The sequence below is a fragment of the Bradyrhizobium huanghuaihaiense genome (genome assembly GCF_025200885.1).
Classification (GTDB): Bacteria; Pseudomonadota; Alphaproteobacteria; order Rhizobiales; family Xanthobacteraceae; genus Bradyrhizobium; species Bradyrhizobium huanghuaihaiense.
Map to the genome: position 1 here is coordinate 7,943,210 of NZ_CP104172.1, position 26,587 is coordinate 7,969,796.

Sequence of the window (26,587 nt, forward strand, 5' to 3'; positions counted from 1 at the left end):
GGTCTCACTATTTCGCGTTATGCCGTTCGGTCGGCACATGCATTTCGTTCCAAAGAGCAATCGCTTCGTCGGATCGTTCAGTGATTGCCTTGCGACCAGTCGCCTGTCCCGGGAGACGTCGTTGTTGCTGCCGAACCGACGCTCAGCACGCTTCCGCAAACACTCGTTTGAATGCCGCTAAGACCCGAACTCCAATCCGCTCCTTCGACAATAATAGGTCTCAAGCGCATACGAGACATCTCTTGAACCAGATCAGAGCACTATCAGCAGCTCCCTTGAGAACAGCGAATTCAGGCTCGGCACCCTTGCACAGCGCAACAGGCGATCGGTTCTGATTATATCCGCTTGCGACGCGCGTTCCGGCGGCGCCGAACCGGCGCTTCTGCACCAGCTCGGCCTCATCTTCCGCTCGGATATCCTTATCTCAGCTCATCATGCTGTCGCGCTCATCTGGGCGAACAACATTGCAGCTTCTGATGGCCCTAGACCAACGATGCCTACGAAGCTCGGCGGCGGCATTGGGATGCCGCGATGAGTGGGTCTCCACAGGTGCAGGCAATATCGGCTGTTATTCACATACTGCGAATGTGGCGGATGCAGTTGCATGACGCACTCCTCTTCATCCCAGAACAGGTCTTTGACAAAGCACATCTCGTCCCAATTCGGACAGCGCCGCGGCGTCGAGACAGCGACATGCTCCCACCCAGGACGGACGAATCCACTTATCTTTAGTTCACACCCGCAAGGCCCCTGCACAAGGAACACGCCGCAAGGGCCTGATCCCGGAACGGTAGCGAACCGGCCGTGTTGCACGCGGCCGGCCTCCAGCTTCTCTATCACCTGCGCCCGCACGCCCGCTCCTTTGCCTCTCGGATGGCCTTGAACTCGACGCAGATGACGTTGTCTCGCAACTCGTCAACCGGCTCGATCCTCGGCCCAGCGCTCCTGTACCCCACTTCAGTGCACCATCTGAGAAAGCCGCAGATGTCCATCATCACTCATTCTCCTGTTATAGAGTCTCTAACGCTCGCATTGTGGACGAAGATCGCTCTCAGGGGCCACTGATTGCGTGAGTACGCGCGATAGCACGATCTGCGCGATGGCAGGCCGTCGCCGAACAGAGCGCGCATCAGCAACAGCAATGTCCGCCATCACTCTTCAAGCAAGCGTTAGCGCCCCATTCATGTTTCATGGTGACCTTCTGAGCACAAGAACTTGTCGGTTCTTGGCGCCGTCATCTCCTCTTCAATGAATTGGTCGTCATCATGGCATGCTTCTATGGCGGCGTTTGAGATCCACATTCCATGTTGTCTCGCAAGACCACTGCCGGCACCAGTTGATGATTCTCGGCGATCCTGCTTGGTGAGATCGTGGGACTTGACCATTCGCAGCTTTCGACGAGTCTGAACGGTGCCAAGCGCCGTCTACGTGAGCACGACTGAATTGTACGGGCCAACTCGAACGGGCTTGCACCAGAGCAGCAGACGCCGGGCGTGAACTGTTTTCGCGCTGATAACATCCAGCGATTCGCCTGCCATCTCGGTGTCCCCTCGTAAGGTGACGGTCAGAAACAATGATTAGTCGGTCTCAATGGGTGCGACCGTCGGCCGTCTTTCCAGCGTTACTACGATGCAACTCCTAACGCATTGTTCAGGGGATGACGCCCGGCGACGTGCTCGCGCTTTTGCTGCTAATGTGGGTGTTTTCTTTCAGACATGGACGTCGCGAATCCGACCTTGGACAGCGGCTTGGTGTCGCCAACGCCCGACAGACGCGCTTTCGTATGCATCAAAAGCGGTGCCGACACTTTTCCGTCGTGGCATGTAGATTGCTGTGGCAACGGAACGCGACCTTCAATGCACCGACGATACACGAGCATATCATCGGCCGGATGCTCGCCGCGCGCAGACAATTCTGATACTCGCCTTATGAAAGAGGACCGCGAACCTATGAGTGGTACGAGGCATGCAAAGCCTGGCATTTTTCTGTGGACCAGCGCGACGTCTGATGAAATGACGCATTGGCGCGCACCAAAGCAACCAACGGGCAAGCATTACGGCGCCAATTGTCGCTCTCGGCTGGTGCAAAGGAGGTGGAACCTTTGGCCGCTGGCCGCACTCCTCATAAATGCGCTGCTTTGGGCCGCTATCTACTGGATCATTTCAGCGCTCTTCTAATCTCGCGGATGGCAAGGCGCGCGGAGCTTACCGACGCCTCTCGCGTGTCGCGGCCGCACCTTATGCGCACCATCAATCGGAGGTGGAGACCTCGTTCACGGACTTGATTCCAATCCACACTTCGCGCGACTACCTGGAACTCCACCCCTCCGACGAACGCAAAGGAATATTGAGGCATACCGCCGATATCTCGAATTGGCGAAACCGATATGCCATTGCAGCCGCAACGAAGTGCCAAACACTGACCTGTCACGGCTCAACATGTCCGCGCGTAGATGTCATCCGGGCTTCCGCATTAGTTGCGACGCAGTGACTGCAAATTGACGTCTAGGATTTCGCACGTTCGTGATATCAGGATTAGCTTTCGAGAAGCTGACTAACCGAGTAGACCTGAAGGAGCGTTGGGCAGGCGGCCTGCTCCGCCTTCACCTACGTATCGCGATCTGGAGCGCGCCACAGGAGCGTCAGGATCCCTCGCCCTACGGTGCCCCTCAAAGTCTCTTCCAAGAACTGACCTGCTTGCTGAGCGACATTTGCGCGGCTATTGCGCCGGGTAGCGATCAACAGGCTAGGGCCTTTTTGATGATCCGCAGCGATGTTTTACAGCTCTTCCTCAGGCCACGTATCGTCCTCGTTTTTGTGCATCTGCCACACGTGGGCACGCCGAGCCAGCATGTCGTATTCCACGGCAATTTTAAGCAGCCTGTCCTTGGCTTTTCCGTCAGCGAGCGCTTCCGCTTTCTTGCGCGTTGCTTCCGCGCGGCCTCGCCAGTGGTCGGGCTGGTAGAGTTTACTTTTCGGATTCATGCCGAGAGCATGCAATTCGCAGATCAAAGAAATGCGACACCGGCGCTCCGTATAATCACGTAACAGCGACGCTCGTCGCCTCGGTTGAACACACGCGGACGATCGCCATGGACAGAGGCAATTCTGAAGCACCAAAACGCGCCTTGCAGCCGAGGCTCGTACGAAGAATGCACAGCCCCGACCTCCTCAGACGATGGGATGCACAAAGGGCTTGAATCGCACGTAGCGTTAGATTGTACGATCCTGGACAAGTTGGAACCACGCCCGACAATCCAGGTGGTCCGGACACATCATAAGAATTGCGAATGTTTCAAACATCTAAACTCACCTGGCGCAGCTCGATCAGGATGACAAGATTCTCCAGGCGCATCCTTGTCCGCGCTTTGTCGGAGCTGCTCCTATCGCGGCTGGACGAAATCGCACGTTTCGAGGTCTGCACGGCAGGCGCTTCCACCACCGTAGCCTCACCGGAACGACGCAAGACTGAGGCTCCGCCCCAGATACCCTGCCCAACGTCTTCACATCACGCGGAACACAGGTGCGGATATACCAAACGGTCTGGGCGCGCGCCATCATGGTTCGCTCTGCACGATCGAATGCATCATCAACAATGGCTTGAGCGGACCTAGCTTTTGCCTGATCTCTCTGCCTCGCGGCCCGGGCCACTTCAACCCGGCGTCGCGCCTGCTACGGCATCATTAGTCGGCTGGCGAGTAGGCTGAGCCAGAGCACCTAAGCACATGTCCCGCCCAAGCAATACCTCGCGACATCCAAGCAGGCACCAACCGCACAATCACCGGAAGCTCCGAAATGATCACTTGTTTGGCCAGCTTACCCGCCAGTGCTTCCTCTCTTCGCGGAGCTCCGCCACTAGCAGGTGTCGTTTCGTCATGCCGGACAGATGACCAGCACCGTAGGGTCAGACCGCAAAAATGAAAGGACGAGCTTGCCGGCACCGCACTTAAGCAGTTCCGGCCTGTTTCGCGGCTGACAGGTCATGTTGGCGCTTCGCGCAGGAAGAACAATACCGTAGCCCTCCGACCTAAAGGAATATCATGGCTCAAAATCAACGAACTCAGCTGCCTTCGCGCCTCAAACTCAACTACTGCGTCGTCGCGCTTGCCGTCGCAATGACAGCTCTAATGCCCACGCTGCTCAACGCGCGCGATCAAGCGCCGACCGCAGAGGAGAAAGAGGCTTGCATGGAGGACGTGTTCCGCCTTTGTAGCAGCCACATACCAGATCCCACCGCCATCACTGCCTGCCTCAGATCCAGGCAAGCGAGCCTCAGTCAGCAATGTCGCTACGTGATCTCCGTGCGAGACACTGGCAAGAAGAGCAGCGACTCGAAGTGAAGATGTGCCGGCCTGTTCGTTTGCCTCATCCACAGAAGTGGCCCCAGCCTGACCTGCAGGACGGTCACCTGAGGTCAGGTGACGAGCATGGCCGCCTACAATTGACCGACGCTCTGGTTCAATCGCGCTTGTTCGGATGGGCGAATGCATAAATTACCCTTCGATACCGTTCTGATCGCCAACAGGGGTGAGATAGCCGCTCGTATCATCAAAACCTTGACCAAGCTTGGGCTTCGTTCTGCAATTGCTTACCATGAGGTTGACGCGGGAACCCCGGCCGTCTCAATGGCCGACTTGGCTATTCCGATCAGCGGCCGCACGCCGATCGCAGGCTATCTGGATATTGAGCAGATCATTGCTGCCGCCCACAAGGCGAACGCCGGCGCGATACATCCGGGTTATGGAATGCTTTCCGAGAATGCGGAATTCGCCAGTAGAGTGATAAAGGCCGGCATCGTATTCATCGGACCCGCTCCAGAAACTATCGAGCTAATGGGCGATAAGATCCGCGCCCGTAATTTCGTCCAAGGCAATGGCTTTCCAGTCGCACCGTGCGCCATCGAGGAAGATGATCCGGCCACATTCGTTTCGAGAGCGCGGGCCATTGGAGTTCCTTTGCTCGTGAAGCCATCAGGTGGCGGTGGCGGCAAGGCAATGCGGATTGTACGCGACCCCGCTACGTTGGAGGCAGCCATTGAGCAGGCGAGCGGTGAAGCGCGTCGCTACTTTGGAGATGGCCGACTTTACGTTGAACGATATATCGAAAACCCGCGACATATTGAAGTACAGGTGCTCGGTGACTCCTTCGGTAACCTGGTCCATCTCTTCGAGCGCGAATGTTCGGTGCAGCGCCGTTTCCAGAAGATCATCGAGGAAACGCCCTCGCCAGCGCTATCACCAGAATTGCGGACCCGGATTTGCGAAACCGCCGTCGGCATCGCGCGTGCAGCGAACTATCAGAATGCAGGAACGGTCGAGTTCATTTTCAGCGGCGGAGAGTTCTACTTTCTGGAAATGAATACACGCCTTCAGGTCGAACATCCGGTGACCGAGATGATCACCGGCGTCGATCTGATCGCCGAACAACTCTATGCGGCAGCGGGCCGAAAACTTGCACTTTCGCAGTCCGACATTGTTTCAAAGGGGCATGCAATCGAGCTCAGGCTTTGCGCGGAGGCTCCCGAACGCGGATACGTCCCGACCACCGGCAAAGTACTTCATATCGAATATCCGGATGGCGTACGAATCGACAGCGGCATCATGCAAGGCCAGCACATAACGCCGGCATTCGATTCCATGCTCGCCAAGATCATCGTGCATTCACCGAGCCGTATAGAGGCTGCGCTGAAAGCCCATCGCGCCGTTCGCGAACTGGTTCTACTTGGGTGCGAGACCAACGCGAGCTTGCTCGCCCGGATTCTTCGCGACGAGGCATTTCTTGGCGGTCAGTTCCATACTGGATACCTAGAAGAAAACCCACATCTCGCAGCCGGCAACTTTGCTGCGGAAACCTCTGCGTTCCTGGCATCTGCGGCTCTTCTGACAAGACCGGTCCGCGAGTCGGCCGATGCCGTGCCCGAGCTTCACGCAGCGCTCGGTAGTTGGAGAAATTGACGTGCATCACTCATTCGAGGTCGACGGCGTGGATCATGAATTGTGGCTTTCACCCAGCCAGCAGGGCTACCGGCTCCATCTCCGGGACCAGGTAATTGCCCCTGTCGCGCTCACCCATTGCAATGAGAGTAGCGGCATCTTGACCATTGCGGGCCAGAGCGAACCCGTCAGGTTCGCCATCGAGGGGGATCTCATTCACCTCCACATCCGCGGCAGGACGCGCATTTTGCGCTACAATGACCCGTTGCGAGCGTGCGCATCCAAGAACAGCGAGACTCACGCCCTGGTGGCCCGGGCGCCGATGCCTGGCTTTGTTGTTGCGGTCACAGTTTCGTCTGGTCAATTGGTCTCGGCGGGAATGGCACTGATGCGGATTGAAAGCATGAAGCTGGAAACGATCATACGCTCACCACAGGGTGGCATCGTCGATCGAATTCACGTCAAGGAAGGTGAGAGCTTCGAGCACGACGCTGTGCTGGTCACGCTTTCTAAAGAAGGGCGCTGAAATGCAGCGGATCGGTTCCGTGGCGAACGTGAACTCGCAGGATTTTCGTCGCAACGACCTGCACAACAGACAACTTGCCGCCGAATTGAAGGAGCGCCAACGTGTTGCCCGCTTCCACAGGCCTGAGCGGGACTTCGAGCGGCTACGTCGGCAGAATAAACTGTTTGTTCGTGAGCGGCTCGCGGCCCTGCTCGATCCGGAAACTCCATTCCTAGAGCTTTCGACGCTGGCGGCTAACAAGGCATACGACGGCGAGGTGCCCGGCGCGGCCCAGGTTGTCGGCATCGGCATTGTGGCGGGGCGAGAGATTATTGTTCACGCCGACGATGCCAGCGTGAAGAGCGGCGCATGGTATCCACTCTCGGTCAAGAAGATCGTGCGGACACTGGATATAGCCATCGAGAACCGTCTGCCGGTGGTTCACCTGTGCGACTGCGCCGGCGGATTCCTGCCTTTGCAGGCGGAATTCTTTGCTGATCGCTACCATGCCGGTCGAATTCTCCGCAATCAATCCGTTCTCTCGAAGATGGGGGTGCCGCAGGTCGCCATCGTCATGGGCCACTGCACCGCGGCAGGGGCCTACGTCCCTGCGCTTAGTGAATATAACATTATTGTCGAAGGCACTGGAGCGATTTTTCTCGGGGGCCCTCCAGTCGTGAAGGCTGCCACCGGTGAACAAGTGTCCGCCGACGAACTTGGCGGCGCCCTCATGCATACCAGCGTGTCGAGTACCTGTGATTACTTCGCAAGCTCCGAAATCCATGCGATTGCGATTGCCCGCGACGTCGTTGCTCGCTTCCACCAACCGGCGAAGACCTCGATCGATCGAGTGGCCTCCGAGCCGCCCGCCTATAGTGCGTCCGAACTCTACGGCATCATTCCAAAGGACTCGCGAGCGCAGTTCGACATGCGTGAGATCATCGCTCGTCTGGTCGATGGCAGCCGATTTCAAGAATACCAGCCGCGCTATGCGACATCACTCGTGTGCGGCCTTGCGCGACTTCATGGATATCAAATCGGGATCCTTGCCAATAATGGCGTGCTGTTCGGCGACAGCGCGCTAAAGGGGGCTCATTTCATTCAATTGTGCGACAAGAACCGGACGCCCCTGCTCTTCCTGCAGAACGTAACTGGCTTTATGGTTGGGCGCGAATATGAACGACGTGGGATCACCAAGGACGGCGCCAAGCTGATCATGGCGGTGTCCGGAGCGTCCGTGCCGAAGTTTACGATCATTTGCAATAGCTCGCACGGCGCAGGAACTTACGCCATGTCGGGACGCGCGTTTGACCCTCGATTCGTGTTCAGCTGGCCGAATTCTCAGATATCTGCGATGGGCGCCGAGCAGGCCGCCGGAGTTCTCACCCACGTCAAGGCGAGACAATTGGCTCGCGCCGGAGGGCGCCTCTCGGAGCAGGAATTGGCAGCCATTCGAGCACCAATTCTTGAAGAATATCGCGAGAGGTCAAGTGCCTATTATGCGACCTCGGAAATCTGGGACGACGGCATTCTCGATCCTGTCGATACCAGAACTGCCCTCGCAGTCGCATTGAGTGCTTCGCTCAATGCGCCGATCGATGCGCCGCAGTACGGCGTATTCCGACTGTAAGGCAGGACCGAACACGTCTCACCGCCTCATGCGGCCGGATCAACGGGACGCGTCTATCGCTCTATGAAGGCTCTGCTGCGCACCCTCATTTACAATCAGGTGGAGTTCTTTTGTAGAGCCCAGCTGAGATCGGGCTCCATCTCCCAGCACCATCACTCGCGAAGCAGGTAGAGGAAGCCGCTTCAATGCTCCACGACGGCGGCGCCCGAAAGCTAAAAGGGTTTGAAGGATGCGGTGATCCGGCCGGAACACCGCGGTAAAGAGGCCGCTGCGGACGCGGCAAGCGGGCGCGAGACAGTGCCATCGGTCCTGGCAAGAAACTACAGCGTTCTAACTGGCCGACGATCTCCTCTCGACGGCACCACGAAAAGGAGAGCTTGACCCTCACGTAGCGTCAGGTTGTAGCCTCGCCAAGGGCGCCCACACTCAACCGACTGCTGCCTTAAGCGTCGCGGAAGAGATCGAGAGTTTGGACAAGTAAAGTTCGATGGAAGAGCTTAGATCGATCATCGGCAAAGTTGCCACCGGCGCCACTCTGACGCGCGAGGAAACTGCGTCTGCCTTCGACAGCATGATGTCGGGGCACGCGACTCCCTCGCAAATCGGTGGCTTGTTGATGGGGATGCGGGTCCGGGGCGAGACGGTCGAAGAAGTCACCGGCGCCGCCTCCGCGATGCGGAATAGAGTGCCGCGCGTGGAGGCGGCATGCGACCCCGTCGGTATCGTCGGCACGAGCGACACCCCTATATGTTCGGTCAACGTGTCGACGTGTGCTTCCTTCATCGTCGCCGGGGTCGGCATTCCTGTCGCCAAGCATGCCAACCGCGCTGCACCTTCGGGTTCAAGCGCCGCAGACGTGTTGGCGCGCCTCGGCGTGAAGGTCGATCTCAAACCTGAAGCTATTGCACGTTGTGTACAGGAAGCCAAAATCGGCTTCATGTTTGCGTTAGCCCGTTATCCGGCGATGCAGCGCGTCGGCCAGATCCGGACCGCACTTGGAACCCACACGATCTTTAATCTAATCGAGCCTCTATCCAATCCGGCCAGGGTCAAGCGGCAGATCGTTGGGGTATTCTCTCCCGAATGGGTCGAGCCTCTGGCGTACGTCTTGAAGAACCTTGGTGCCGAATCGGTATGGGTTGTTCATGGCTCGGACGGGCTCGACGAAATAACCATTACGGGTCCAACCCTTGTTGCTGCGCTTGAGGCGGGTATAGTCCGCACCTTCGAAGTGACGCCGGAAGAAGCAGGGCTCTCCCGCTGCCGCAACGACGCGCTGGAGAACAGCGATGCCGAGGCCAATGCCGTTGCTCTGCAAAATGTGCTTGATGGCGAACCAGGTCGATTTCGCAACGCCGCGCTTTTGAACGCGGCGGCGGCATTGGTCGTGGCCGGCCGGGCCTCGACCTTGCAGGAAGGCGTAGCACTTGGACAAGAAGCACTTGATGGCGGCGCCGCAGCCGCTCGACTGAAGCGCCTGATCGCGGTTTCGAACGCGTGACAGCCGAGCTGGCCGATGTTCGAGTCCGACCAAGTCTGCTGCTCACGAGCGCGAAAGTATTGCAGGCGCGAATGCGCCTCACTTCTGCTGGATTTCAAGGAGCTACGCCGCCTGCGCTCGCCCTCACCGCAGCAATTTCGCGCTGAGCACGCGGCCCGAGCGCCAACTTTTTTATCGACGAGAGCCTGTTGCAGCCAGGATTGCCGCGGTGAGGACCCACGACGAAGCGGCTGCGCGCAAAGGAGAGAATCGATGATGTCCTGGCTGAAGATTGAAACACAAGGATCTATTGCAGTGTTAGAACACATCATTCGGAAGTTCCGGGAATTGATCGATACAGATAGCTCGATCCCGCCGGAGTTGCGGGGTGCGCTGCACGCGACGCTGGATAAGCATCTTATCGAGGCAAAAAAACGTATTCTCCTAAAGGCGCTTTAGGTGCGCCGATGCCATCTACATGCGGAGAAACTCTGGCAGGCGCGCGCCGGTACCGCAATCGGCCATCCTCTCCCCACGACGGCCCAGCGAGGTTCCAGCCCCGCTGGTCGGATCGCGACCACAACTCTATGGCACTCTATTGAAACTCGCCGCTGCAATCGCCAGTAACAAGGCGAGATACTGCGGGTCGGTCTGGTCATGATTGTAGCTAATCCAAAGGACATCGAAATCATACCCGAGCTCGATCTGAGCTTGCTCGTCACGTAATTTCCGACACCGGGTACCTTATTACAGGCCGCCCAATACGGATCAAAGTCGGAATCGAGTACAACTCCAGAGGCAGATCATGAGTCACCAGTTTGAAATGCCGTCTATCCAAGCGGCAGAGTTCCGTCAGGTCATGCGTAATTTGGCGAGCGGCGTCGCCATCGTGACGACCGGAACGACGGCCGGACGACGTGGACTGACGGTGAGTTCTGTGACGTCTATCTGCATGGAGACGCCGTGCCTGGTCGTTGGTATCGATGCCTGCTCCCAGGCACATGATCCTCGCCAGCGGCAGCTTTCGAGTCAGTCTTCTCCGCAGTGACCAGGAAGACCTTGCCCTGCATTTTGGCGGTCGGGAGGGGCCCCAAGGCGTTCACCGCTTCGATACAGCGCCCTAGAATCAAGGCGTTCTCAACGTACCGCTATTGCCGAACGCATTTTGCGCGCTCGAATGCGTTTTGTATGATCACAAGGTGCTTGGCACCCATACCATCTTTATCGGACCGAATTATCGCGACCCGACGAGGCCGTTGCAATCCATTGATCAACTTGCGGGCGCGCTTCAACCCTACTGCTTGACTGAGCGCGGGTTGCGCAGATGGGAGAGCAGAACGATGAATGGCCTCGATTCCTGATCGCTTCCAGCGACAGTCATCGAACAATCGACCGGGCTGCAACTATTTCACAGATTAGAGCTCGTACTGAGAGGTCCCTCAGCTCCGGCGATTTTTTTGGCGCTTCGCCGCTCGTGCTATGCTGGCGCTGGGCGGCGACCTCCCGCATTGGGACGCGTGGGGGTGGTCAGGCCAATGCGATTTTCGCCGATGTCGCAGGACCAGAACGGCCAACTCCAGAAGGCCTTCTTCTTGGGGCCGCATAATCCCGTCGAAAACTACCAGCTTTGGTAGCTCAGTTAGAATCGACAGGCGCGTACATCGTTGCCGCAGCAAGATCGGATCCGGAGGCTCGCCTGGGTCACAACGGTTGGTGACTCTCTAGATGTTCGGCCTCGATTCTGATGTGAGAGATGATGTCATCATCTTGCAGAAGCAATGACAATCGAATTCAAGGGCGTCAGATGTCCAGCAACCCGTTCCAAATCGCCCCGATTCTTGAGGGCATTCGCCGCTGGGTCGTGATCGAATCTCCGACGGAGCGGCCGGATCAGATCAACAAGCTGGCTGATGTCGTCGCAGCAGGCTATCGCGACCTGCCGGCCAGCGTCGAGCGCGTTGCGGGGCGTGACGGCTGCGGCGATCATTTGGTCATCCGCTCTTCTTGGGGGCGGGGCGTACCGGGAATTCTGGTCTTGAGCCATCTCGACACCGTCCATCCGATGGGATCCATCGAACGGCTACCATTCAAGATCGAGGACGACAGTGCGTTCGGTCCCGGCATCTACGACATGAAGGGCGGCGCCTACCTCGCCTATCACGCATTCCGGCAGATCTGCGCCGATGACGCACGCCCGCCGCTCGGCATCACCCAGCTCTACGTCTCGGACGAAGAGATTGGCAGCCCAACCTCGCGTGCGCTGATCGAGGCCGAGGGCCGCAGAGCCAAATACGTGCTCGTGACCGAACCGGCGCGCGACGGCGGCAAGGTCATCACCGGGCGCAAGGGCGTTGCGCGCTTCGAGGTATTCATCAAGGGCGCGCCCGCGCATGCCGGCACGCGCCCCGAGGACGGCCGCAGCGCGATTCGGGAACTCGGCCATGTGATCCAGACGCTGGAGGCGATGAACGATCTCACGCGCGGTATCACCGTCAATGTCGGCGTCGTCCGCGGCGGCACCAGGCCAAACGTGATCGCGGAATTGGCCTATGCGCAAGTCGACATGCGCGTCCCGACCATGGCCCATGCCGAGGAGCTGGTGCCGAAGATTCTGGGCATCAGCTCGCGCACCGAGGGCGTCAAGGTGAAGGTATCAGGCGAATTGAACCGTCCGCCATATGAGAAGACCAGCGCCGGCGCCGCGCTTTACGCACACGCCAAAAAGCTTGCTGCCGAGCTTGGATTCGAGCTGCTCGATGCGTTCAGCGGCGGCGGTTCCGATAGCAATTTCACCGCGCCGCATACCGCGACCCTTGACGGCCTTGGCGTCGATGGCAAGGGCGCGCATACGCATTATGAGCAACTCTACATCTCGTCGATTGGACCTCGCGCGCGGCTGCTGTACCGCCTCTATCAGACACTGCGATAATCCCAGGACCAGGCGAAGGCAGTGACCGCGACGGACGTTGGATGACGCCCGCCGGCACATTCGCCGAATCATTTCTCGAACGCCGCAAGGGCTATAGGCTGGTGCCCCTATCAGGCCGACCTCATCGACAACTATCGGTCGGCCGCATTTGGCATCCCACGGTCGGCGCCAGATAGAAGTGACTGAGCTATTCAATGACGGCGCAGTGCACTTCAGGCGCGCAATCGGCTGCAAGGGCAGCGAGCGCCTGGTCGCGGAAGGGCGAGCGTTTCCGACAATGCGCTCATTTGGCAGCGACCCTGATCTCGACGGGAGACGAACTTTCTGGGCTCGCATCGCAGCGCTGAATGCTTGCGACAGCACACCGGCCGGCGGCCATTTTCACAGGCTGCCAAAAAGGGCTTGAATCTGACGTAACGTTAAGCTGTACGGTCCTGGTTAGCACCTATCTCGGTCTGCCGCCGGGATTGTGAAGGATTGAGCATGTCTCAGCTGGTCAGATCCGAGCCCCGATGGTCGGTCATGATCCTCGTCCCCGATGCGGGGTCGGTCGGAAGGGCTATGCAGCGAGCGCCGGTTGTGGAGCTACCGCTCGCACGTAGCTTTGAATCGTTCGGCATTCCGGAACCGAGACTATGTGGCTGTCCTGGGCCGGGCCACCAGACAGGCGTTGAGGTCGGAATTGATAGACCTAGACCTCCATCCGAAGCCCCTGCCGACGGGCGCTGCTTCCTGGATCTGAACCAAACCTCTCCTCTGGTGCGACACCGCGCCAAAATCAGTTGGCCGAACCGGCTTTCCGCTCTGTTCAAACTGCTTTTCCATGGCTGGCAAGGCAAACGGCGGGCCTGCGTTGGTTTTCAAAGAGCCTGAGCTGCAAGTGTCGCTCCGCGCAACCACCCGGCATCGGAGATATTGCTTGGCATTCTGGAGCAGCAAGTTGAAAGAGCCCGACGACGTCAAGAAGGTCCTGTTAATCGACCATATTGAAGGCCAATGCCGTTGCATCATCGGCTTCAAAGATGGAGATGCCAGAGCGGCCTATATGTGCGGCGAGCCTGTATATCAAAGACGCGGCAAGAAACTGTCTTCGTGGTGTGCCTATCACTACCGACAGATGCACACGACCGACGCCGAGCTGAACAGAGTGAGTGATCAATCGCCCGAGATCTCTCAAGCAATATCCATTGTTCGCAACCCATGACATCCATCAAGAACCCTGTCCGGCCTAGGCCGTGTGCTCATAGCCTGTACAAAGGCCAACCGAAGCATGTGATCGGAGCCTCGCCGAGCAATTCCGGGTTGCGGCTGAAGCGCATCGGGACAAACGTAACGTGCGGGCCAGAGGCTCATGGATAACAAGTTGGATCTCTGCACACTGATCGAGCGAAACGCTGCGTATACTCCCGGCAAAACTGCGATCCATTTCGAAGGGAAAAGTCTCAGCTACGCCAGCCTCAATCGGCGGATCGAGCGGATCGCTCGCGCCTTCAAGAGCCAGCTCGGCGTCCAAAGGGGAGACCGGATCGCGATCCTCAGCCTCAACAGGCCTGATTATCTGGCGCTGCTCTATGCGTGCGCGAGGCTCGGCGCAATCCTCGTACCATTGAATTGGCGTCTTGCGGCCGCCGAGCACCTTTTCATTTTGTCAGACTCGGGGGCAAAAGTGCTCGTTCTTGAGCAGTGCTTCGGCGCAGCTTTGCCTGTCCTGACGAAGCAAGTACCCCGTGCCTCTCTTGTCGGGTTGGATTTTACGCCTCTCGGCGGCTGCAAGTTGGACGATCTCTTGGACGGAGACTGTGGTGACGGACGCAATCCTCGCGCGGAGCCGTCTTGCCCGCTTCTGATCGTCTATACTTCGGGCACCACAGGGCGACCGAAAGGCGCCGTGCTGCGTCAGGAAGCGTTGCTGTGGAACGGCATCATGAGTCAGCACATGCATGACCTCACCTCGGCTGATCACACGCTGGCTGTTTTGCCGTTCTTCCACGTCGGGGGCTTGAACATCCAGACGACGCCGAGTTTGCATCACGGCGCGACGGTGAGTATCCACACCCGCTTTGGGGCGGAGACGGTGCTTGATGCGTTCGAACATGACCGGCCGAGCCTGGCAGCCCTGGTGCCAGCCATGATGCAAGCCCTGGCCAGCAATGGTCGATGGGAAAGCACCGACCTATCCTCGCTCAGAGCAATCTGTACCGGATCGACGATGGTGCCTCAGCACCTTGTCGAGCGCTTTGTCGCGCGCGGCGTCCCAGTCCTACAGGTTTACGGTTCGACGGAGACCTGCCCGATCGCTGTGTATACGAAGCTCGGCGCAAATCCCGTGCCTGAGGGCTCAAGCGGCTTGGCAGGTCTCTGCTGCGAAGCGGCGATCATCGATGATTCGGGCAGCAAGTTGCCGCCCGGCACCCCTGGCGAAATCGCAGTCCGTGGGCCCAACGTTTTCTGCGGATATTGGGGCAATCAACAGGCATCGCGTGAGGCTCTGAACAATGGTTGGTATCACACTGGGGACATTGGCCGCTGCGACGCAGATGGATATATTTGGGTCCACGACCGCAAGAAAAACCTGATCATTTCAGGCGGAGAGAATATCTATCCGGCAGAAGTAGAGCGTGTGCTTACGGACCATCCGGATGTCGCGGAATGCGCCGTGGTCGGTCGACCTGATGCGCGGTGGGAAGAAGTACCCGTCGCCTATGTGGTCAAGCGACCGGGGGCCCGGGTCGAGGCGGAAGCGCTGACGGCACATGTCCAGTCACAGCTCGCCCGTTTTAAGGTGCCGCGCGAGATCATTTTCACACAAGAGCTACCGAAAACCGCGTTGGGCAAGATCCAGCATTTTTTGCTGAAGGAAATCGCCACGCGATCAGCCCGAAAGGAGCTATCAATTGAGATCGGCAGAACGGAGGCGGGCCGTGCTCTACATCGCAGGTGACATCGAGACGGCGCAAAATCAACCTTCGCTCAGTGCCTCACGACGGCGCAGCAAGTTCAACATTGCTCGCATGACGATCCCTGTCTGATCGCGTCCAGATGCCTGGAGGTCGCGGATGCCGCGGATCTTGATCATGAATGCCGGTACGGCTCAAATGTCGGGCGCCGATCTGACAGCAGCTCAACTTTCGCTGGCCGCCAACTCGGCATATCGTTCAGCATGGTTTGCCCAGCACGGCGACCTGATAGTCTCCCCGGTAGTCATCCCGGCGGATCTGCTATCCTTCATTGGCGCGACGCTCGATTTCGATGCATCGAGTCTTTTTCTGCTTGTACCTGTAGGCGGCCGCCAATCGCCGGTCCTTGATGACTGCACATTGCTGTCCAAGACTGTTGTTGAGCGGATCAACAGACATATTCGTCAGAAATCAACCTGGCGATTGTATCCTTGCTACTCTACTGAAGGCGTCGCACGCCTGGCGGCCATGCTGGGCATACCGCAGACCGGCGACGACTTCGCTCTGCAGCGAGGGCCTGATCTGTTGAACCGCAAGAGCCACTTCCGTCAATTGGCGACAAGCGTCGCACTTCCGCTGCCCAATGGATCTGTCACGACGGACGCAAACGAACTATTCAGAGCGGTCACTTCCCTCAGATCCGAGACCGGCAGAGTCATTGTAAAGCTGGACAACGGAGCCGGTGGAGTCGGAAATGTCATCCTGACCGGCAATGAAAGCGATCCACTACCTGGGGCAAGAGATACCCGGCGAATTTCATGGCGGTCGTTTGATCCTGACGCGCTTTGGTCTGAGATGACAACAGTGTCTTGTAAGACGCTGGTGGTGGAATCGTACCACCTGGCCCGGTCTTTGTTCTATCTCGAGTATGAAATCGAGGATGATGGTTCAATCGTTTTCATCAACAGTGGAAACATACGACTGCGCAAAAGCACAGATGGATCCGAGAGAGCTCTGATCTGGACAGGACTTGAGCTTCCAAGTGACCTGACGAACGAGCAATGGTTGACCGCCCAGGCGCACGCCTACCGATTTGTGGCGCTTGCGCGAGACCTGGGATATCGCGGGATGATCAACATTGACGCCATTTTCGCGAATAGCGGACGGTTGCTGTTTAATGAAGCGAATGGCCGCTGGGGTGGCGGCTCCGTGTTACACAGTATTGCCGTCCGGCTGCTGGGCTTCGACTATTCCGGTTGCAAGGTTATTTTATCCGTGAGAGATGTTCGATCACGATCCCTCCAAACAGCGCATGATCGTTTCGGCAAGGAAGGATTTCTATTCGACCGCTCACGCAAGGAGGGCGTCATCCCGCTTGCCGCAGACGAAGAGGCTGGCACGGTGGAGTGCCTTGTGATTGCGCGCGACAGGCCCGCGGCCCGCGATCTACAGCACCGCCTACTGAGCATGGTTGATTGAGATCGCATCGACCATATCTTGGACCGTTCAATTCATCCGAACTTACCAATCAGATCGTGGCCTTCAAGATCGGCGTTTCGGTGCTGTTAGGCCAACGAAACCGCTGACTTGCCCTACTCTCCGAACTACCTGAACCTTACGCTTGCAGAGTGATCCGCTCAAAACGCGCGGCCGTGAGAGCGGGCCACGAGTTAGACCACCGCGCACCCGTATAGCTTTCGAGGAGTCCGCACCCGTTTGTTCGTAAGCATCCGGTGAGGCTTTCAATTACCCATAACTTTGACCACTCGGCCTGATTTGCTGATCGGCGAAATCTTGAGTCGAAAGAATCACTTGTGATTCCTTGCTGAGCACCTGATTCGCGAGGGGGTGCTCTATGGGGCTGACATTAAGGGATCGATCGGCAAGAGGCCGGTTGCGATCCTTGGAGGGTGAATGTTGGATTGATCGAGAGACTAGTGGATGCGAGTTTAGGGACGCGCGGCTGGGCGACAGATTCCGCAAGCTGCTCACGCAGATTGGAAGCGCCATGGGACAAAGCATTCCGCTCGTCTGCCAGGATTGGGCGAATACCAAGGCAGCCTACCGCTTCTTCTCTAATGACCGGGTCAGCGAAGCGGACATTCTGGCCGGCCATTTCCAATCGACAAGTGATCGCGCCGCAGCCACAAAAGGTCTCGTTCTTGTGCTGCATGACACAACCGAATTTAGCTATCGGCGCGAAAATTCCGAAGCAATCGGCATCACCAAGAGCATAAACAGTGGATGGGATAAGGCGGGGCGCCTCAGATCTCACACGGTTTGCGGCATCCTCATGCATTCGAGCCTCGCAGTTACAATCGAGGGTGTGCCGCTGGGGTTGGCGGCCGTTAAGTTCTGGACCCGGAAGAAATTCAAGGGGACGGCAGCGCTTAAAAGGAAGATCAATCCGACCCGGGTTCCCATCGAGAAAAAGGAAAGCGTCCGGTGGTTGGAAAATCTCAAGCAGTCTACGCAACTCTTGGATCATCCGGGACGATGCATCCATATTGGTGATCGCGAGAGTGACATCTACGAGCTCTTCTGCGCAGCACAGGAGATCGGACCCCATTTGCTGATCAGGACCTGCGTCGACCGCTTGGCTGGAGACGGGGATCACACGATCGCTGACGAAATGGACGAGGTCGCCGTCAAAGGGCTGCATCGCATCGAAGTCAGAGACAGCAACGGCGATCCCGACCAGGCCATTCTTGAGATCAGGTATCGCAAGATTCGCGTCCTGCCACCGATTGGAAAGCAGAAGCGCTATCCCGCTCTGACCCTGACGGTGATCCATGCCGAAGAGTGCGGGACGCCGAAAAACAGGAGGAAGATCGATTGGAAGCTGATCACCGACCTGCCTGTTGGTTCCCGCACCGACGCCATTGAGAAGCTGGAATGGTATGGTTTGAGATGGAAGATCGAGGTGTTCCACAAGATCCTCAAATCGGGCTGCAAAGCTGAGGAGTCGAAGCTCAGGACCGCCCAGCGTCTGACCAATCTGATCTCGCTCTTTTGCATCCTGAGTTGGCGGGTCTTCTGGATGACGATGCTCAACCGTTCCGCCCCAGACGCGCCGCCAACCCTCGCATTGACTGCGACTGAAATCGGCGTGCTCGATCGCCTCGTCAACGATAAACCAAAAGCAAGACGGAAAACGCTCTCGCACTATCTGATCAAGATCGCCCGGCTCGGCGGTTACCTCGCCCGCGCCAGCGATCCGCCGCCCGGCAATACGGTCATGTGGCGCGGGCTGTCACGCCTCACCGACGTCGCGCTGGGCGCCATGGTCGGAGGAGAATTTGTGGGTAATTGAAAGCCGGTGAGGACCGCGTAGCGGTCACTCAGGCTGCTTGGTTGACTTGCTTATTTCGGTCGCGCCAATTCCAGGGCAGAAGTTCGTCGAGCCGTTGGACCGGATGTGCAGCGATGCGCGCCAGGACATCGGCGAGCCAGGCTTGTGGATCCACGTCGTTCATTTTGGCTGTGACGATCAGGCTGTACATCATCGCGGCACGGTCGCCGCCGCGATCAGAGCCGCAGAACAGCCACGACTTCCGCCCCAGGGCGATGCCGCGCAGGGCTCGTTCGGCGGCGTTGTTCGACAGGCAGATGCGACCATCGTCGAGGAAGCGGGTGAACGCGCTCCAGCGCTTGAGCATGTAGTCCATCGCCTTGACGACATCGTTGCGCCGTGAGAGCTTGGCGCGTTGCTCACGCATCCAGGTTTGCAAATCAGCGACCAGTGGGGCGCTGAGCTCCTGGCGCGCGGCCCGGCGCCGCTGGGGCGTCTCGCCGTTGATGCCGCGCTCGATCTCGAACAGGGCGTCGATCCGGCGCACTGCTTCCAGCGCCAGAGGCGAGATCACCGCCGGCTTTTTGCCCTGCACTTTGCGGCGCGCATTCTCCGCCAGATCAGCCATCACGAAGAACGGGCGTCGGGCATGGACCCAGCACGCGGCTTCCAGGATCGGACCTGCGTTGCGGCCCGCCTCGTAAAGCTTGCCGTAGCCACCATAGGCATCGGCCTGGAAGATGCCGCTATAGCCGGCCAGATGGGTCTGGGGATGCTCGCCGGCGCGATCGCGCGAGTAATAAAATACAGCCCCCGGCGGGGCCTGCCCACCAAAAGGCTTGTCGTCGCGCACATAGACCCAGATGCGGCCGGTGTCGGTCTTGCCCTTGGCCAGGACCGGCACCGTAGTGTCGTCCCCGTGCAATCGCTCGGCGCTCAGCACATGGGCCTCGAGGCGCCGGAACAAGGGCGTCAGCGCTACCGTACAGCCGCCGACCTGATCGGCTAGGGTCGACAGGCTGATCGGCACGCCTTCCTTGGCATAGCGTTCAGCCTGCCGGTTCAGGGGCTGGTGCTGGCCGAACTTCTCGAACAGCACCATCGCCAGCAAGCTGGGGCCGGCCCAACCACGGGCGATGACGTGGAAAGGCGCCGGGGCCTGACTGATCTTCTCGCAATCACGGCAGCTGAACTTCTCCCGGACGTGCTGGATCACCTTCCAGGATTTCGGGATCACCTCCAGCGTCTCGGTGATGTCCTCGCCAAGCTTGGACAGCCGCAAACCGCCGCAGCAGATGCACGGCGTCGGTCCCGGCACAAGCACCCGCTCGCGAGGCAGATGGTCCGGGAACGGCTGGCGCGACGGCCGCTTGCGCGTGAACGAGGCCACCTTCGTCGTCTTGGCCGCGGCCATTTCGGCAGCGAGTTCGTCCTCAGTCGCAGAAGCCTCGAGCTCCTCCAACGTCAGTTCGAGCTGATCCAGCAGCCTTGCGGTACGCTCCGAGCGAGGGCCATGACGATCACGGTTCAGCTTTTGGATCTGCAGCTTCAGGTGCACGATCAGCGCCTGGTCGTCGGACTGCTGGGCGCGAACGCTGGCAAGTTCGGCCCGCGTGGCCAGTAACGCCGCCTGCAGCGCCTTTATATCTTCCGGCAGATTTTCGGGACCGTCACCCATGCACCGATGGAATCACAAAAGCCGCGATTTGGCGCGGCCTTTTTGCAATCTCACGGGACTATTGCGCTGCTTACCCTGCGCTCTGCGGCCGCCAACTGTGTTGGGGGTTGCGCCAGTCGATCGCCTCCAGCAAATAGCCCATCTGAGCTGCCGTCAGCGACACCACGCCGTCCACCGTCGCCGGCCAGATAAAGCGGCCACGGTCCAGTCGCTTGGCGTAGAGTGATAGCCCGACCCCGTCGTGCCAAAGCGCCTTGATCAGTGTGCCGGCACGACCACGGAACACAAAGACGTCGCCGGCAAAAGGATCTCGCCCGAGGCCCTCCTGCACCAGCAATGCCAGACCCTGCATGCCCTTGCGCATGTCCGTGTGACCGGTTGCGATCCAGATCCTCGCCCCTGCTGCGATCGGGATCATCGCCGCTCCAGCAGATCCAACACACGAGACAACGCGGTCATATCAACGCCGGCGTCCACGATCACGCGACAGGCCTTGCCGACGACAATCTCCATGCGTCCGCCCGCTGGCCCCGCCAAAGCTACTGGCGGCGCCGACGGTGGGTCCGGCATCACCATCGCCGGCACAAAGGCTGGCTGAGTTTGTTCGCTCGTCCGCGTCCCGAAGGATCGTCGCCAAGTCAACAGGAGCGAGCGCGAGATGCCGTATCGCCGCGCCGTCGATGAGACGGACCGCGGGGTCTGCAAACTCTCCACAACTATCTTGAGCTTCTCGTCATCGGTCCACCGACGACGCCGGCCGGTCTCGACAACCTCGAACCGTTCAATCTGAGCACTGCACTTATTGCTGTCCATAAGGGCTGTTACACAGCACTCGCCCTAACCCGGCAAGACGGCCCTCACCGGAGGGAGACGTTTGTTCCGGCGGCATTCGCAAACAATCAACACCCACAACAGCACGACCGCTAGGGAGGTCCACCAGGCCAATCCAGTGGGACAGGACGGAAATTCGACGAGAAGGGGCGGCAAGGTAACAAACGCTTTCTCTATCGGCCTCATTCACCAAGATACTCAGCCACCCCCGGCTCCAAGCGCCCACAGGCAAGCGACCATGATCGCGGTGAAAACGAGTACAGCGCCAATCGCTAGCGCAATTTCCATCGTCGGCTTCCTTCTATTGCGCGGACCACCCACCAGACGGTGTATGTGAATGAATTCCTCCGCCAATCGACCATCTGGACACCATTGTCCGTCACTCTCATGGAGAAGTGGGTTGAGGTGCAATAATCAAGGCCGCTGTAGATTCGTGGGCACTTGGGCGTTAGTAGCCAATGCGACTCCGCACCGAAGTGATATATATCGGTAGCGCACCGGCGATGTGACATTCACTTTCGAAGTCGTAACCGTTTGTTATGCTCCCGGTTACGCGGACTCTGATTCTGTTGGACCTGCGGCCTTCATGTTCGTACACGCTGAGGACTTCGCGACCGAGCGCATGAGCGAACGCGATAGCCGCTGAAGCTGCTCGAATAGGTTGCTCCATGTTGCCTCGCGAGCAATAACGGGGCGGACCCGAAATGGCCATGAATCACGTCAGGCCCGCCCCTGCATCACAGCCCCTTCAAGACCAGTGACGCTCACTGCACCCAAGCAAGCAACGTGCCTTTTTTGTCAAAAGGCTGCTGTACCTCGTCTGGCTGTGTGTACTTCTCGAGTTTGTCCCATTTTGTTCTGTCCCACCGTCCAAGAGGACGCAGAATGTTTGCAACCTGACATTCGCGCGTCAACGCTGAACCCAAGCGCAGGTAAGCTCGCAATCGCACGGGAAGGCGATTGCATGGCTCCGGAAGTATCGCTGACGCCTGAAGTCTACCACCCTGCCGATCCCAAGCGGGACTACTCAAGTCCAGGTTTTATTCTGAGTATCGCCGACAATAAGCTGTGCATCGACAACAAAACCCGCGTCACGAAAGATGGCAATTCTACTTGGCTCTACCAATTCAGCCGGCCAGTTGCTCAGCAGTGGAATTTTGTGCCCCTAACGGAGCTTAGGGTTGCAGAGTGACCGCCTCAAGGGGCGCGACGATTCGCGGCGCGCACAAACCGAATTCCGCTGATTACTCGCAAAGTTCGTATGGTAACGATCATGCTGCAGGCGCAAATTCGAGTCGTAACGCAAAGGACGAAAATGAGTTCATGGGACGGACTTAGCCCTGGCCAGTTCTTGGCGCGGGTAGCGTTTTCGCTCGCTGTAACGTCCGCCGTCGTGGCCGCGACTTTCTTCGTAATCCGCTACATGACGGATTTTCATCGATGAATCACAGTAGGCGCAGTGATCAAACATCGCGCTCTGCCGGACAAACCGAAAATACGAGCAGCAAGTCCAGGAAAGAAGGCGATGGAACGCCGAATTTAGGCGCCCATGAGGCATTTGTTGCATTAATCGGTTTTCATCGAGCATTGAGCGCTACGAATGACGAGGGGCCTCACGAAGGAAATCTCGGCGCCTGGAAGGAACACAACGGGAATCTTTGGCTATTTGCTGCACAGGAGCAGAACATGGCTAACCATTTGAACGTCTCCGTGGCCACGATCGGCGATGAGGTGCTCGATGCGCAGCGGCTCATCGCCTGGCTGCTCACCCTGCGACAATCGTCTAATTATCGCTCGCTTCGCGTCAAAGTACTCCGCAATTAGGCGGTTCTGCTGCCGGGCCATGCGAGCCGCTTGCAGGCGGCAGCCGAGACCTGCTGCGAGCTGCTCCGGTTTAAACGCAGCAGCTGGGCTTGCTGGGTTGAAGGAATCGAGTCTGGGTGGTGAGATCCGGATCGTTCCTGTGCAACTCGTCCACGAGGGCGCGGTCGCCCGGGTGTCTGCCGACGGGGGAAACCGACAAGTTGTCTTGTTGGCCCGCGCTGCCCGACTCATGGAGTCTCCCGCGAGTTGAGGGTAAAGCCCATCCGTTCTCACGTTCTGAATGAATACTCAGGTCTCGGCTAACGCACGACGATCGAGCAAAAGACCATGCGCGATTAGGGCCTTCAGATTTTCACATCAGACTTCTCTTCTGATGGACCCTGCAAAGGCCCAGTTCGCGCACATCCGTCCCAAATTAGCCCGAGCATTCGGCTGTTTTGCTAGGTGTGTAGCTCTCGAGAACCTGATGAGAACAGGGCCTTCCTGCGCTCGGCGCGATTACACCATCGCGCACGCGCCGACACGCCTCTCAGTTCGAGGCCGTGACGATGACTTACCACAACTACCTGAGCAAACCTTTGCTCGGATTACGCGCGATGACCTTTACAGGCAGCAAAGCTAGCTGCGGCTTCCGACCTGCATTGTGGCGGCCTTTGCGAGGGACAGTCTGACCAGAAGATGGCAAGCTAGCAATCTGTCCTGAGAGCTCACCGGTTACCCAAGTCATTCGAAACCTATTTCAGCCACCTCAATCAGAGGCCGCCGTCGAGCTTTCGATGATCCGGCGGTTCGCGCCGCTGCGCTTTGAACAGAAGTAGACCAGCGATCGGCGCTCCCCGGTCAACACAGGCTTCACCTCATGCCGGAGCTTACATGTGGTGACAAGGACTGCCCCAAATGGCGGTCGGAACACCTGCTGTTCGTACCTGCTTGGATATACCACGAACTCACCCCCCTCGAAGTCTCTCGCGAGCTGCACAATCACCGAGTATTCGAAATCCGGATCGCTCGCAGCATCCAGATGGATGCCAACAAAGGAACCTGGAGGCATCCGATGCATTTGGCATCGGCGAATCACGCAATCTGACGTGTCGCCCAAGATTTTTTTTAGCGCAAAGCTGCGATCTTTCCTTTCAAGTAGCTCCATGAGCTGGCCTGGAGCTGCACCACTCGCGTCGCTAGGAGCGCGGCCGGGCGGGTCTATCCTCACGCGTTTGACGAAAACATTGTGCGAGTCGCCGGCATCTCCCTCCCTCACCTCTTCTTCGGGAATCTCAGCCTGCAGCTGATCGATCTTGGCCAAGTCATCTTGGGTGAACAATATCTGGGGACCAATCACGACCGTCCCCTTCACCAACAGCTCTATGCGGTATTTTGTCAAAGCTTCTTCTGAAAGCAGACGGGATTTATGATTCATTGCGCGCGCCATTCGAGTTCACTCCAGAGTTTTATCTTCGACGCAGGACTCCAGGTCCTGGTGCATCGAGCGGAAGGCTCGGTCCCAATGCTCGCCATCGAACTCGCTTATCGTTATGCGTTCGATGGTCCTGTTATCCAGGCATCGAATATTTACGCTGAAACCGGAGGGGTTCGACCGCGGCCTATAGAATGGCTTTACGCCGCAAACCCGACAAAACGTGTGCCGAGCGATGTTCTTGTTGAACTGGTACGTCGTGAGGAATTCTTCGCCGCACTCAATGCCAAGCTTATTGCCAGGTACGAGCAAGTGCAGAAATCCAGACATTTGACAGATTGAGCAATTGCATCGAACTGCAGAGAGCTCTCGCGGCGCTTGGACGTAGAACTTGACGGAACCACAATGACAACGGCCATAATGTGTGATCTCCGAATAATCATCTCCCTGAAGTGAGACAATTCGGAGCAGATCGCGGCACCACTGTAAGCTGAGCCGATAGGCTCGATCGAACTCATCCAGAAAGCGATCATTACGGTCAGCCGGGACAAGTTCGCCGATCAGCCGGCTTGTCATTTCTCCGTGATACTTCTCCGCGGGATCTTCTCCGCCGACATGGCTGCGGAAGTACTCAAGCTCGTCAGACCGCACCTCAAAGGTTTTGACCAGAGTGGTCCATAGCGACTGGATCATGTCCGCAGCATGTAGCTCAAAAGCGACCATGTAGGCGCAACGCACTAAGGGATCTTTCGATGACAATCCGGTATAGAGAGAATGCAAGTACCGCTTCGTCGTGTCGCTGTAGTTGGGCCGTATTGCTCTGCCGAGTAGTTGCGACGCATCCTTTCTAAACAGGTTCGAGTGGAAGTTTTTAGTCATCAGAATATCGGGTAGCGCCGCCTTTCCGCCCTGGAGAATTTGGCCATAACCACCCGTCTCATCCCAACAGATGAAATTTGCGACCACGCTGGTCAGTTCAACGTCCCTCGCAAGATCTCGATTGTGATTCATTGCATCGAATATGAGATCCTTTTGCGACCCAGCCTGCAGGTACGGGAACGCCTGTGACATGGCCAGATATTCGGGCAGCAGGCTAGCGACCTGGCCCTGGGACATCTCCGCAGCAAACGGGTGCGGGCCGAACAGGGCTCGCGCTTGCTCAGTCAAGTACTCGCAGCATATCTGCGGATGCTGATCGGGTGTAAATCGAGACGCTTGAGATGTCATTTGACCCCTGGCGATGAGGAGAGAACGCTCCCTGACGGAGCAACTTCGTCCGCGGGACAACTATCGGCTACCGCGATTTCGTTGGTTGCCATGGACTTGTGATCGCGTTTACAACCCAAGCGAAATTCTTGGTGGCGACCTTCGCGGTAGCAGACATCGGCATGCTCAGTCCTGCTCACGCGCATTCGAAGGGAACGCGTTCATCAACTGAGCGGCGGCGATCCAAACGGACGCCGGTCCGCGACGGGAATTCCCGGCACAGCCAGCGTTCGCTTGCAGAGCCATGGTGAGATTTGCGCCGCGCAGGCCCTCTCGGTTTCTGCTCCTGCCAGTTGGGCGAACCGCTATGAGCTTCATACAGCATTACAAGGACTATCCGCATCTACCTGGCTCTTGGGGCCTTCGGTCGCAAGCCGCGCGAAATGCCGGCTGCTGGCCGGCACGAGCTTCTCAAAGATACCGCCGCTAGGTTTCGCGTAGCGAGCGCCACCCCGCCGTTCTCTTGCATGCTTACAGCAATCACCGTGCCAACTCGTGCACTCACGCCACAGTTTTGAATACATTAAAAAAACGCTAGCGGCCGATTTCTCATTGCAAGTGTATTGAACCTGACAGCGCTTGCCGGCCGCCAAAAACCAAACGGCGAAGCGCCACTCAAAATGGTATAGGGCTGTTGAATCGCGAAAATTAGTCCAAAGGTGCCACATAGGTGGGCTTCGGGCCCTCGACAGCGCGACAGTGCCTTGGGCGTTCGGACGCTAGTATGCCGGTCGCGGACGCAATCCGTCCTCGCTCGTAACAACTACGCGCGAAACACTCGCCTCAACCCCGTCAAACACGACCATGCAGTGGGACCTGGACGCATGCGCAGGCCTTTGTCGATCTGCCTGACAATCGCGGCCAACTCCGGACATTGATCGAGGCCATAACGTGGTCTACGGAACATGC

The 26,587-nt window shown here is 58.1% G+C and carries 20 protein-coding genes; 14 read left to right on the forward strand and 6 right to left on the reverse strand.

Features of this window, described 5'->3' with window-relative positions:
* Positions 1 to 432: 432 nt before the first annotated feature.
* Entirely contained in the window at positions 433 to 651 is a 219-nt protein-coding gene (locus tag N2603_RS45025) for a DUF7694 domain-containing protein (protein WP_051380690.1), read from the reverse strand.
* 2,045 nt (positions 652 to 2,696) lie between these two features.
* Here N2603_RS45025 and N2603_RS37445 point away from each other — a divergent pair.
* From N2603_RS37445 to N2603_RS37500, 12 genes are all read left to right on the forward strand, one after another.
* Positions 2,697 to 3,047 (forward strand): hypothetical protein, encoded by a 351-nt coding sequence (locus N2603_RS37445; RefSeq protein WP_260386110.1) that lies wholly within the window; start codon positions 2,697 to 2,699, stop codon positions 3,045 to 3,047.
* Positions 3,048 to 4,483: 1,436 nt separating this feature from the next.
* Positions 4,484 to 5,953, forward strand: coding sequence for an acetyl-CoA carboxylase biotin carboxylase subunit (locus N2603_RS37450; RefSeq protein WP_260386111.1), 1,470 nt, complete (start codon positions 4,484 to 4,486; stop codon positions 5,951 to 5,953).
* 1 nt (position 5,954) lies between these two features.
* Positions 5,955 to 6,458, forward strand: coding sequence for an acyl-CoA carboxylase biotin carboxyl carrier protein subunit (locus N2603_RS37455; RefSeq protein ID WP_260386112.1), 504 nt, complete (start codon positions 5,955 to 5,957; stop codon positions 6,456 to 6,458).
* A 1-nt stretch (position 6,459) separates the two neighbouring features.
* Positions 6,460 to 8,067: an acyl-CoA carboxylase subunit beta gene (locus tag N2603_RS37460; RefSeq protein WP_260386113.1), complete on the forward strand. Its 1,608-nt coding sequence runs from the start codon at positions 6,460 to 6,462 to the stop codon at positions 8,065 to 8,067.
* Positions 8,068 to 8,554: 487 nt separating this feature from the next.
* The gene (gene trpD / locus N2603_RS37465) at positions 8,555 to 9,568 is read left to right on the forward strand and encodes an anthranilate phosphoribosyltransferase (RefSeq protein WP_260386114.1); all 1,014 of its coding nucleotides are present in this window, start codon (positions 8,555 to 8,557) and stop codon (positions 9,566 to 9,568) included.
* Positions 9,569 to 9,820: 252 nt separating this feature from the next.
* Entirely contained in the window at positions 9,821 to 10,006 is a 186-nt protein-coding gene (locus tag N2603_RS37470; RefSeq protein ID WP_260386115.1) for a hypothetical protein, read from the forward strand.
* A gap of 400 nt (positions 10,007 to 10,406) precedes the next feature.
* Entirely contained in the window at positions 10,407 to 10,595 is a 189-nt protein-coding gene (locus N2603_RS37475; protein WP_311741571.1) for a flavin reductase, read from the forward strand.
* Between the two features lie 756 nt (positions 10,596 to 11,351).
* Positions 11,352 to 12,476 carry a M20 family metallopeptidase gene (locus N2603_RS37480; RefSeq protein ID WP_260386116.1) on the forward strand — a complete coding sequence of 375 codons (1,125 nt, stop codon included), beginning with the start codon at positions 11,352 to 11,354 and terminating at the stop codon, positions 12,474 to 12,476.
* Between the two features lie 940 nt (positions 12,477 to 13,416).
* The gene (locus N2603_RS37485) at positions 13,417 to 13,680 is read left to right on the forward strand and encodes a hypothetical protein (protein ID WP_260386117.1); all 264 of its coding nucleotides are present in this window, start codon (positions 13,417 to 13,419) and stop codon (positions 13,678 to 13,680) included.
* 159 nt (positions 13,681 to 13,839) lie between these two features.
* The gene (locus tag N2603_RS37490; RefSeq protein WP_260424348.1) at positions 13,840 to 15,417 is read left to right on the forward strand and encodes a class I adenylate-forming enzyme family protein; all 1,578 of its coding nucleotides are present in this window, start codon (positions 13,840 to 13,842) and stop codon (positions 15,415 to 15,417) included.
* Positions 15,418 to 15,532: 115 nt separating this feature from the next.
* Positions 15,533 to 16,852, forward strand: a complete 1,320-nt coding sequence (locus N2603_RS37495; protein ID WP_260386118.1) for a preATP grasp domain-containing protein — start codon at positions 15,533 to 15,535, stop codon at positions 16,850 to 16,852.
* Between the two features lie 376 nt (positions 16,853 to 17,228).
* Positions 17,229 to 18,686 (forward strand): IS4 family transposase, encoded by a 1,458-nt coding sequence (locus tag N2603_RS37500; protein ID WP_260386119.1) that lies wholly within the window; start codon positions 17,229 to 17,231, stop codon positions 18,684 to 18,686.
* A gap of 28 nt (positions 18,687 to 18,714) precedes the next feature.
* Here the strand turns inward: N2603_RS37500 and tnpC are convergent, their stop codons facing one another.
* The 3 genes from tnpC to tnpA form a co-directional block, all read right to left on the reverse strand.
* Positions 18,715 to 20,343, reverse strand: coding sequence for an IS66 family transposase (tnpC, locus tag N2603_RS37505; RefSeq protein ID WP_260386120.1), 1,629 nt, complete (start codon positions 20,341 to 20,343; stop codon positions 18,715 to 18,717).
* 70 nt (positions 20,344 to 20,413) lie between these two features.
* The gene (tnpB, locus tag N2603_RS37510) at positions 20,414 to 20,761 is read right to left on the reverse strand and encodes an IS66 family insertion sequence element accessory protein TnpB (protein WP_038388978.1); all 348 of its coding nucleotides are present in this window, start codon (positions 20,759 to 20,761) and stop codon (positions 20,414 to 20,416) included.
* Positions 20,758 to 21,156: an IS66-like element accessory protein TnpA gene (gene tnpA, locus N2603_RS37515; protein ID WP_260386121.1), complete on the reverse strand. Its 399-nt coding sequence runs from the start codon at positions 21,154 to 21,156 to the stop codon at positions 20,758 to 20,760. The genes tnpB and tnpA overlap by 4 nt, the downstream gene beginning before the upstream one ends.
* Before the next feature lie 982 nt (positions 21,157 to 22,138).
* On the opposite strand from tnpA, the gene N2603_RS37520 reads away from it, so the two are divergent.
* Entirely contained in the window at positions 22,139 to 22,366 is a 228-nt protein-coding gene (locus tag N2603_RS37520) for a hypothetical protein (RefSeq protein WP_260386122.1), read from the forward strand.
* Between the two features lie 248 nt (positions 22,367 to 22,614).
* Positions 22,615 to 22,998, forward strand: coding sequence for a hypothetical protein (locus tag N2603_RS37525; RefSeq protein WP_260386123.1), 384 nt, complete (start codon positions 22,615 to 22,617; stop codon positions 22,996 to 22,998).
* Between the two features lie 748 nt (positions 22,999 to 23,746).
* Here N2603_RS37525 and N2603_RS37530 read toward each other — a convergent pair.
* Both N2603_RS37530 and N2603_RS37535 read right to left on the reverse strand, forming a co-directional pair.
* Entirely contained in the window at positions 23,747 to 24,427 is a 681-nt protein-coding gene (locus N2603_RS37530; protein WP_260386124.1) for a 2OG-Fe(II) oxygenase, read from the reverse strand.
* Positions 24,428 to 24,433: 6 nt separating this feature from the next.
* Positions 24,434 to 25,579: a GFA family protein gene (locus tag N2603_RS37535; protein WP_260386125.1), complete on the reverse strand. Its 1,146-nt coding sequence runs from the start codon at positions 25,577 to 25,579 to the stop codon at positions 24,434 to 24,436.
* Positions 25,580 to 26,587 lie beyond the last annotated feature (1,008 nt).

What these genes read in the sequence shown, in the direction of transcription:
- N2603_RS45025 (WP_051380690.1), bottom strand. Translation starts at nt 651, where the DNA reads ATGTGCTTTGTCAAAGACCTGTTCTGGGATGAAGAGGAGTGCGTCATG.
- N2603_RS37450 (WP_260386111.1), top strand. Translation starts at nt 4,484, where the DNA reads ATGCATAAATTACCCTTCGATACCGTTCTGATCGCCAACAGGGGTGAG.
- N2603_RS37460 (WP_260386113.1), top strand. Translation starts at nt 6,460, where the DNA reads ATGCAGCGGATCGGTTCCGTGGCGAACGTGAACTCGCAGGATTTTCGT.
- trpD (WP_260386114.1), top strand. Translation starts at nt 8,555, where the DNA reads ATGGAAGAGCTTAGATCGATCATCGGCAAAGTTGCCACCGGCGCCACT.
- N2603_RS37470 (WP_260386115.1), top strand. Translation starts at nt 9,821, where the DNA reads ATGATGTCCTGGCTGAAGATTGAAACACAAGGATCTATTGCAGTGTTA.
- N2603_RS37475 (WP_311741571.1), top strand. Translation starts at nt 10,407, where the DNA reads ATGCGTAATTTGGCGAGCGGCGTCGCCATCGTGACGACCGGAACGACG.
- N2603_RS37480 (WP_260386116.1), top strand. Translation starts at nt 11,352, where the DNA reads ATGTCCAGCAACCCGTTCCAAATCGCCCCGATTCTTGAGGGCATTCGC.
- N2603_RS37495 (WP_260386118.1), top strand. Translation starts at nt 15,533, where the DNA reads ATGCCGCGGATCTTGATCATGAATGCCGGTACGGCTCAAATGTCGGGC.
- N2603_RS37500 (WP_260386119.1), top strand. Translation starts at nt 17,229, where the DNA reads ATGGGGCTGACATTAAGGGATCGATCGGCAAGAGGCCGGTTGCGATCC.
- tnpC (WP_260386120.1), bottom strand. Translation starts at nt 20,343, where the DNA reads ATGGGTGACGGTCCCGAAAATCTGCCGGAAGATATAAAGGCGCTGCAG.
- tnpB (WP_038388978.1), bottom strand. Translation starts at nt 20,761, where the DNA reads ATGATCCCGATCGCAGCAGGGGCGAGGATCTGGATCGCAACCGGTCAC.
- tnpA (WP_260386121.1), bottom strand. Translation starts at nt 21,156, where the DNA reads ATGGACAGCAATAAGTGCAGTGCTCAGATTGAACGGTTCGAGGTTGTC.
- N2603_RS37520 (WP_260386122.1), top strand. Translation starts at nt 22,139, where the DNA reads ATGGCTCCGGAAGTATCGCTGACGCCTGAAGTCTACCACCCTGCCGAT.
- N2603_RS37525 (WP_260386123.1), top strand. Translation starts at nt 22,615, where the DNA reads ATGAATCACAGTAGGCGCAGTGATCAAACATCGCGCTCTGCCGGACAA.
- N2603_RS37530 (WP_260386124.1), bottom strand. Translation starts at nt 24,427, where the DNA reads ATGGCGCGCGCAATGAATCATAAATCCCGTCTGCTTTCAGAAGAAGCT.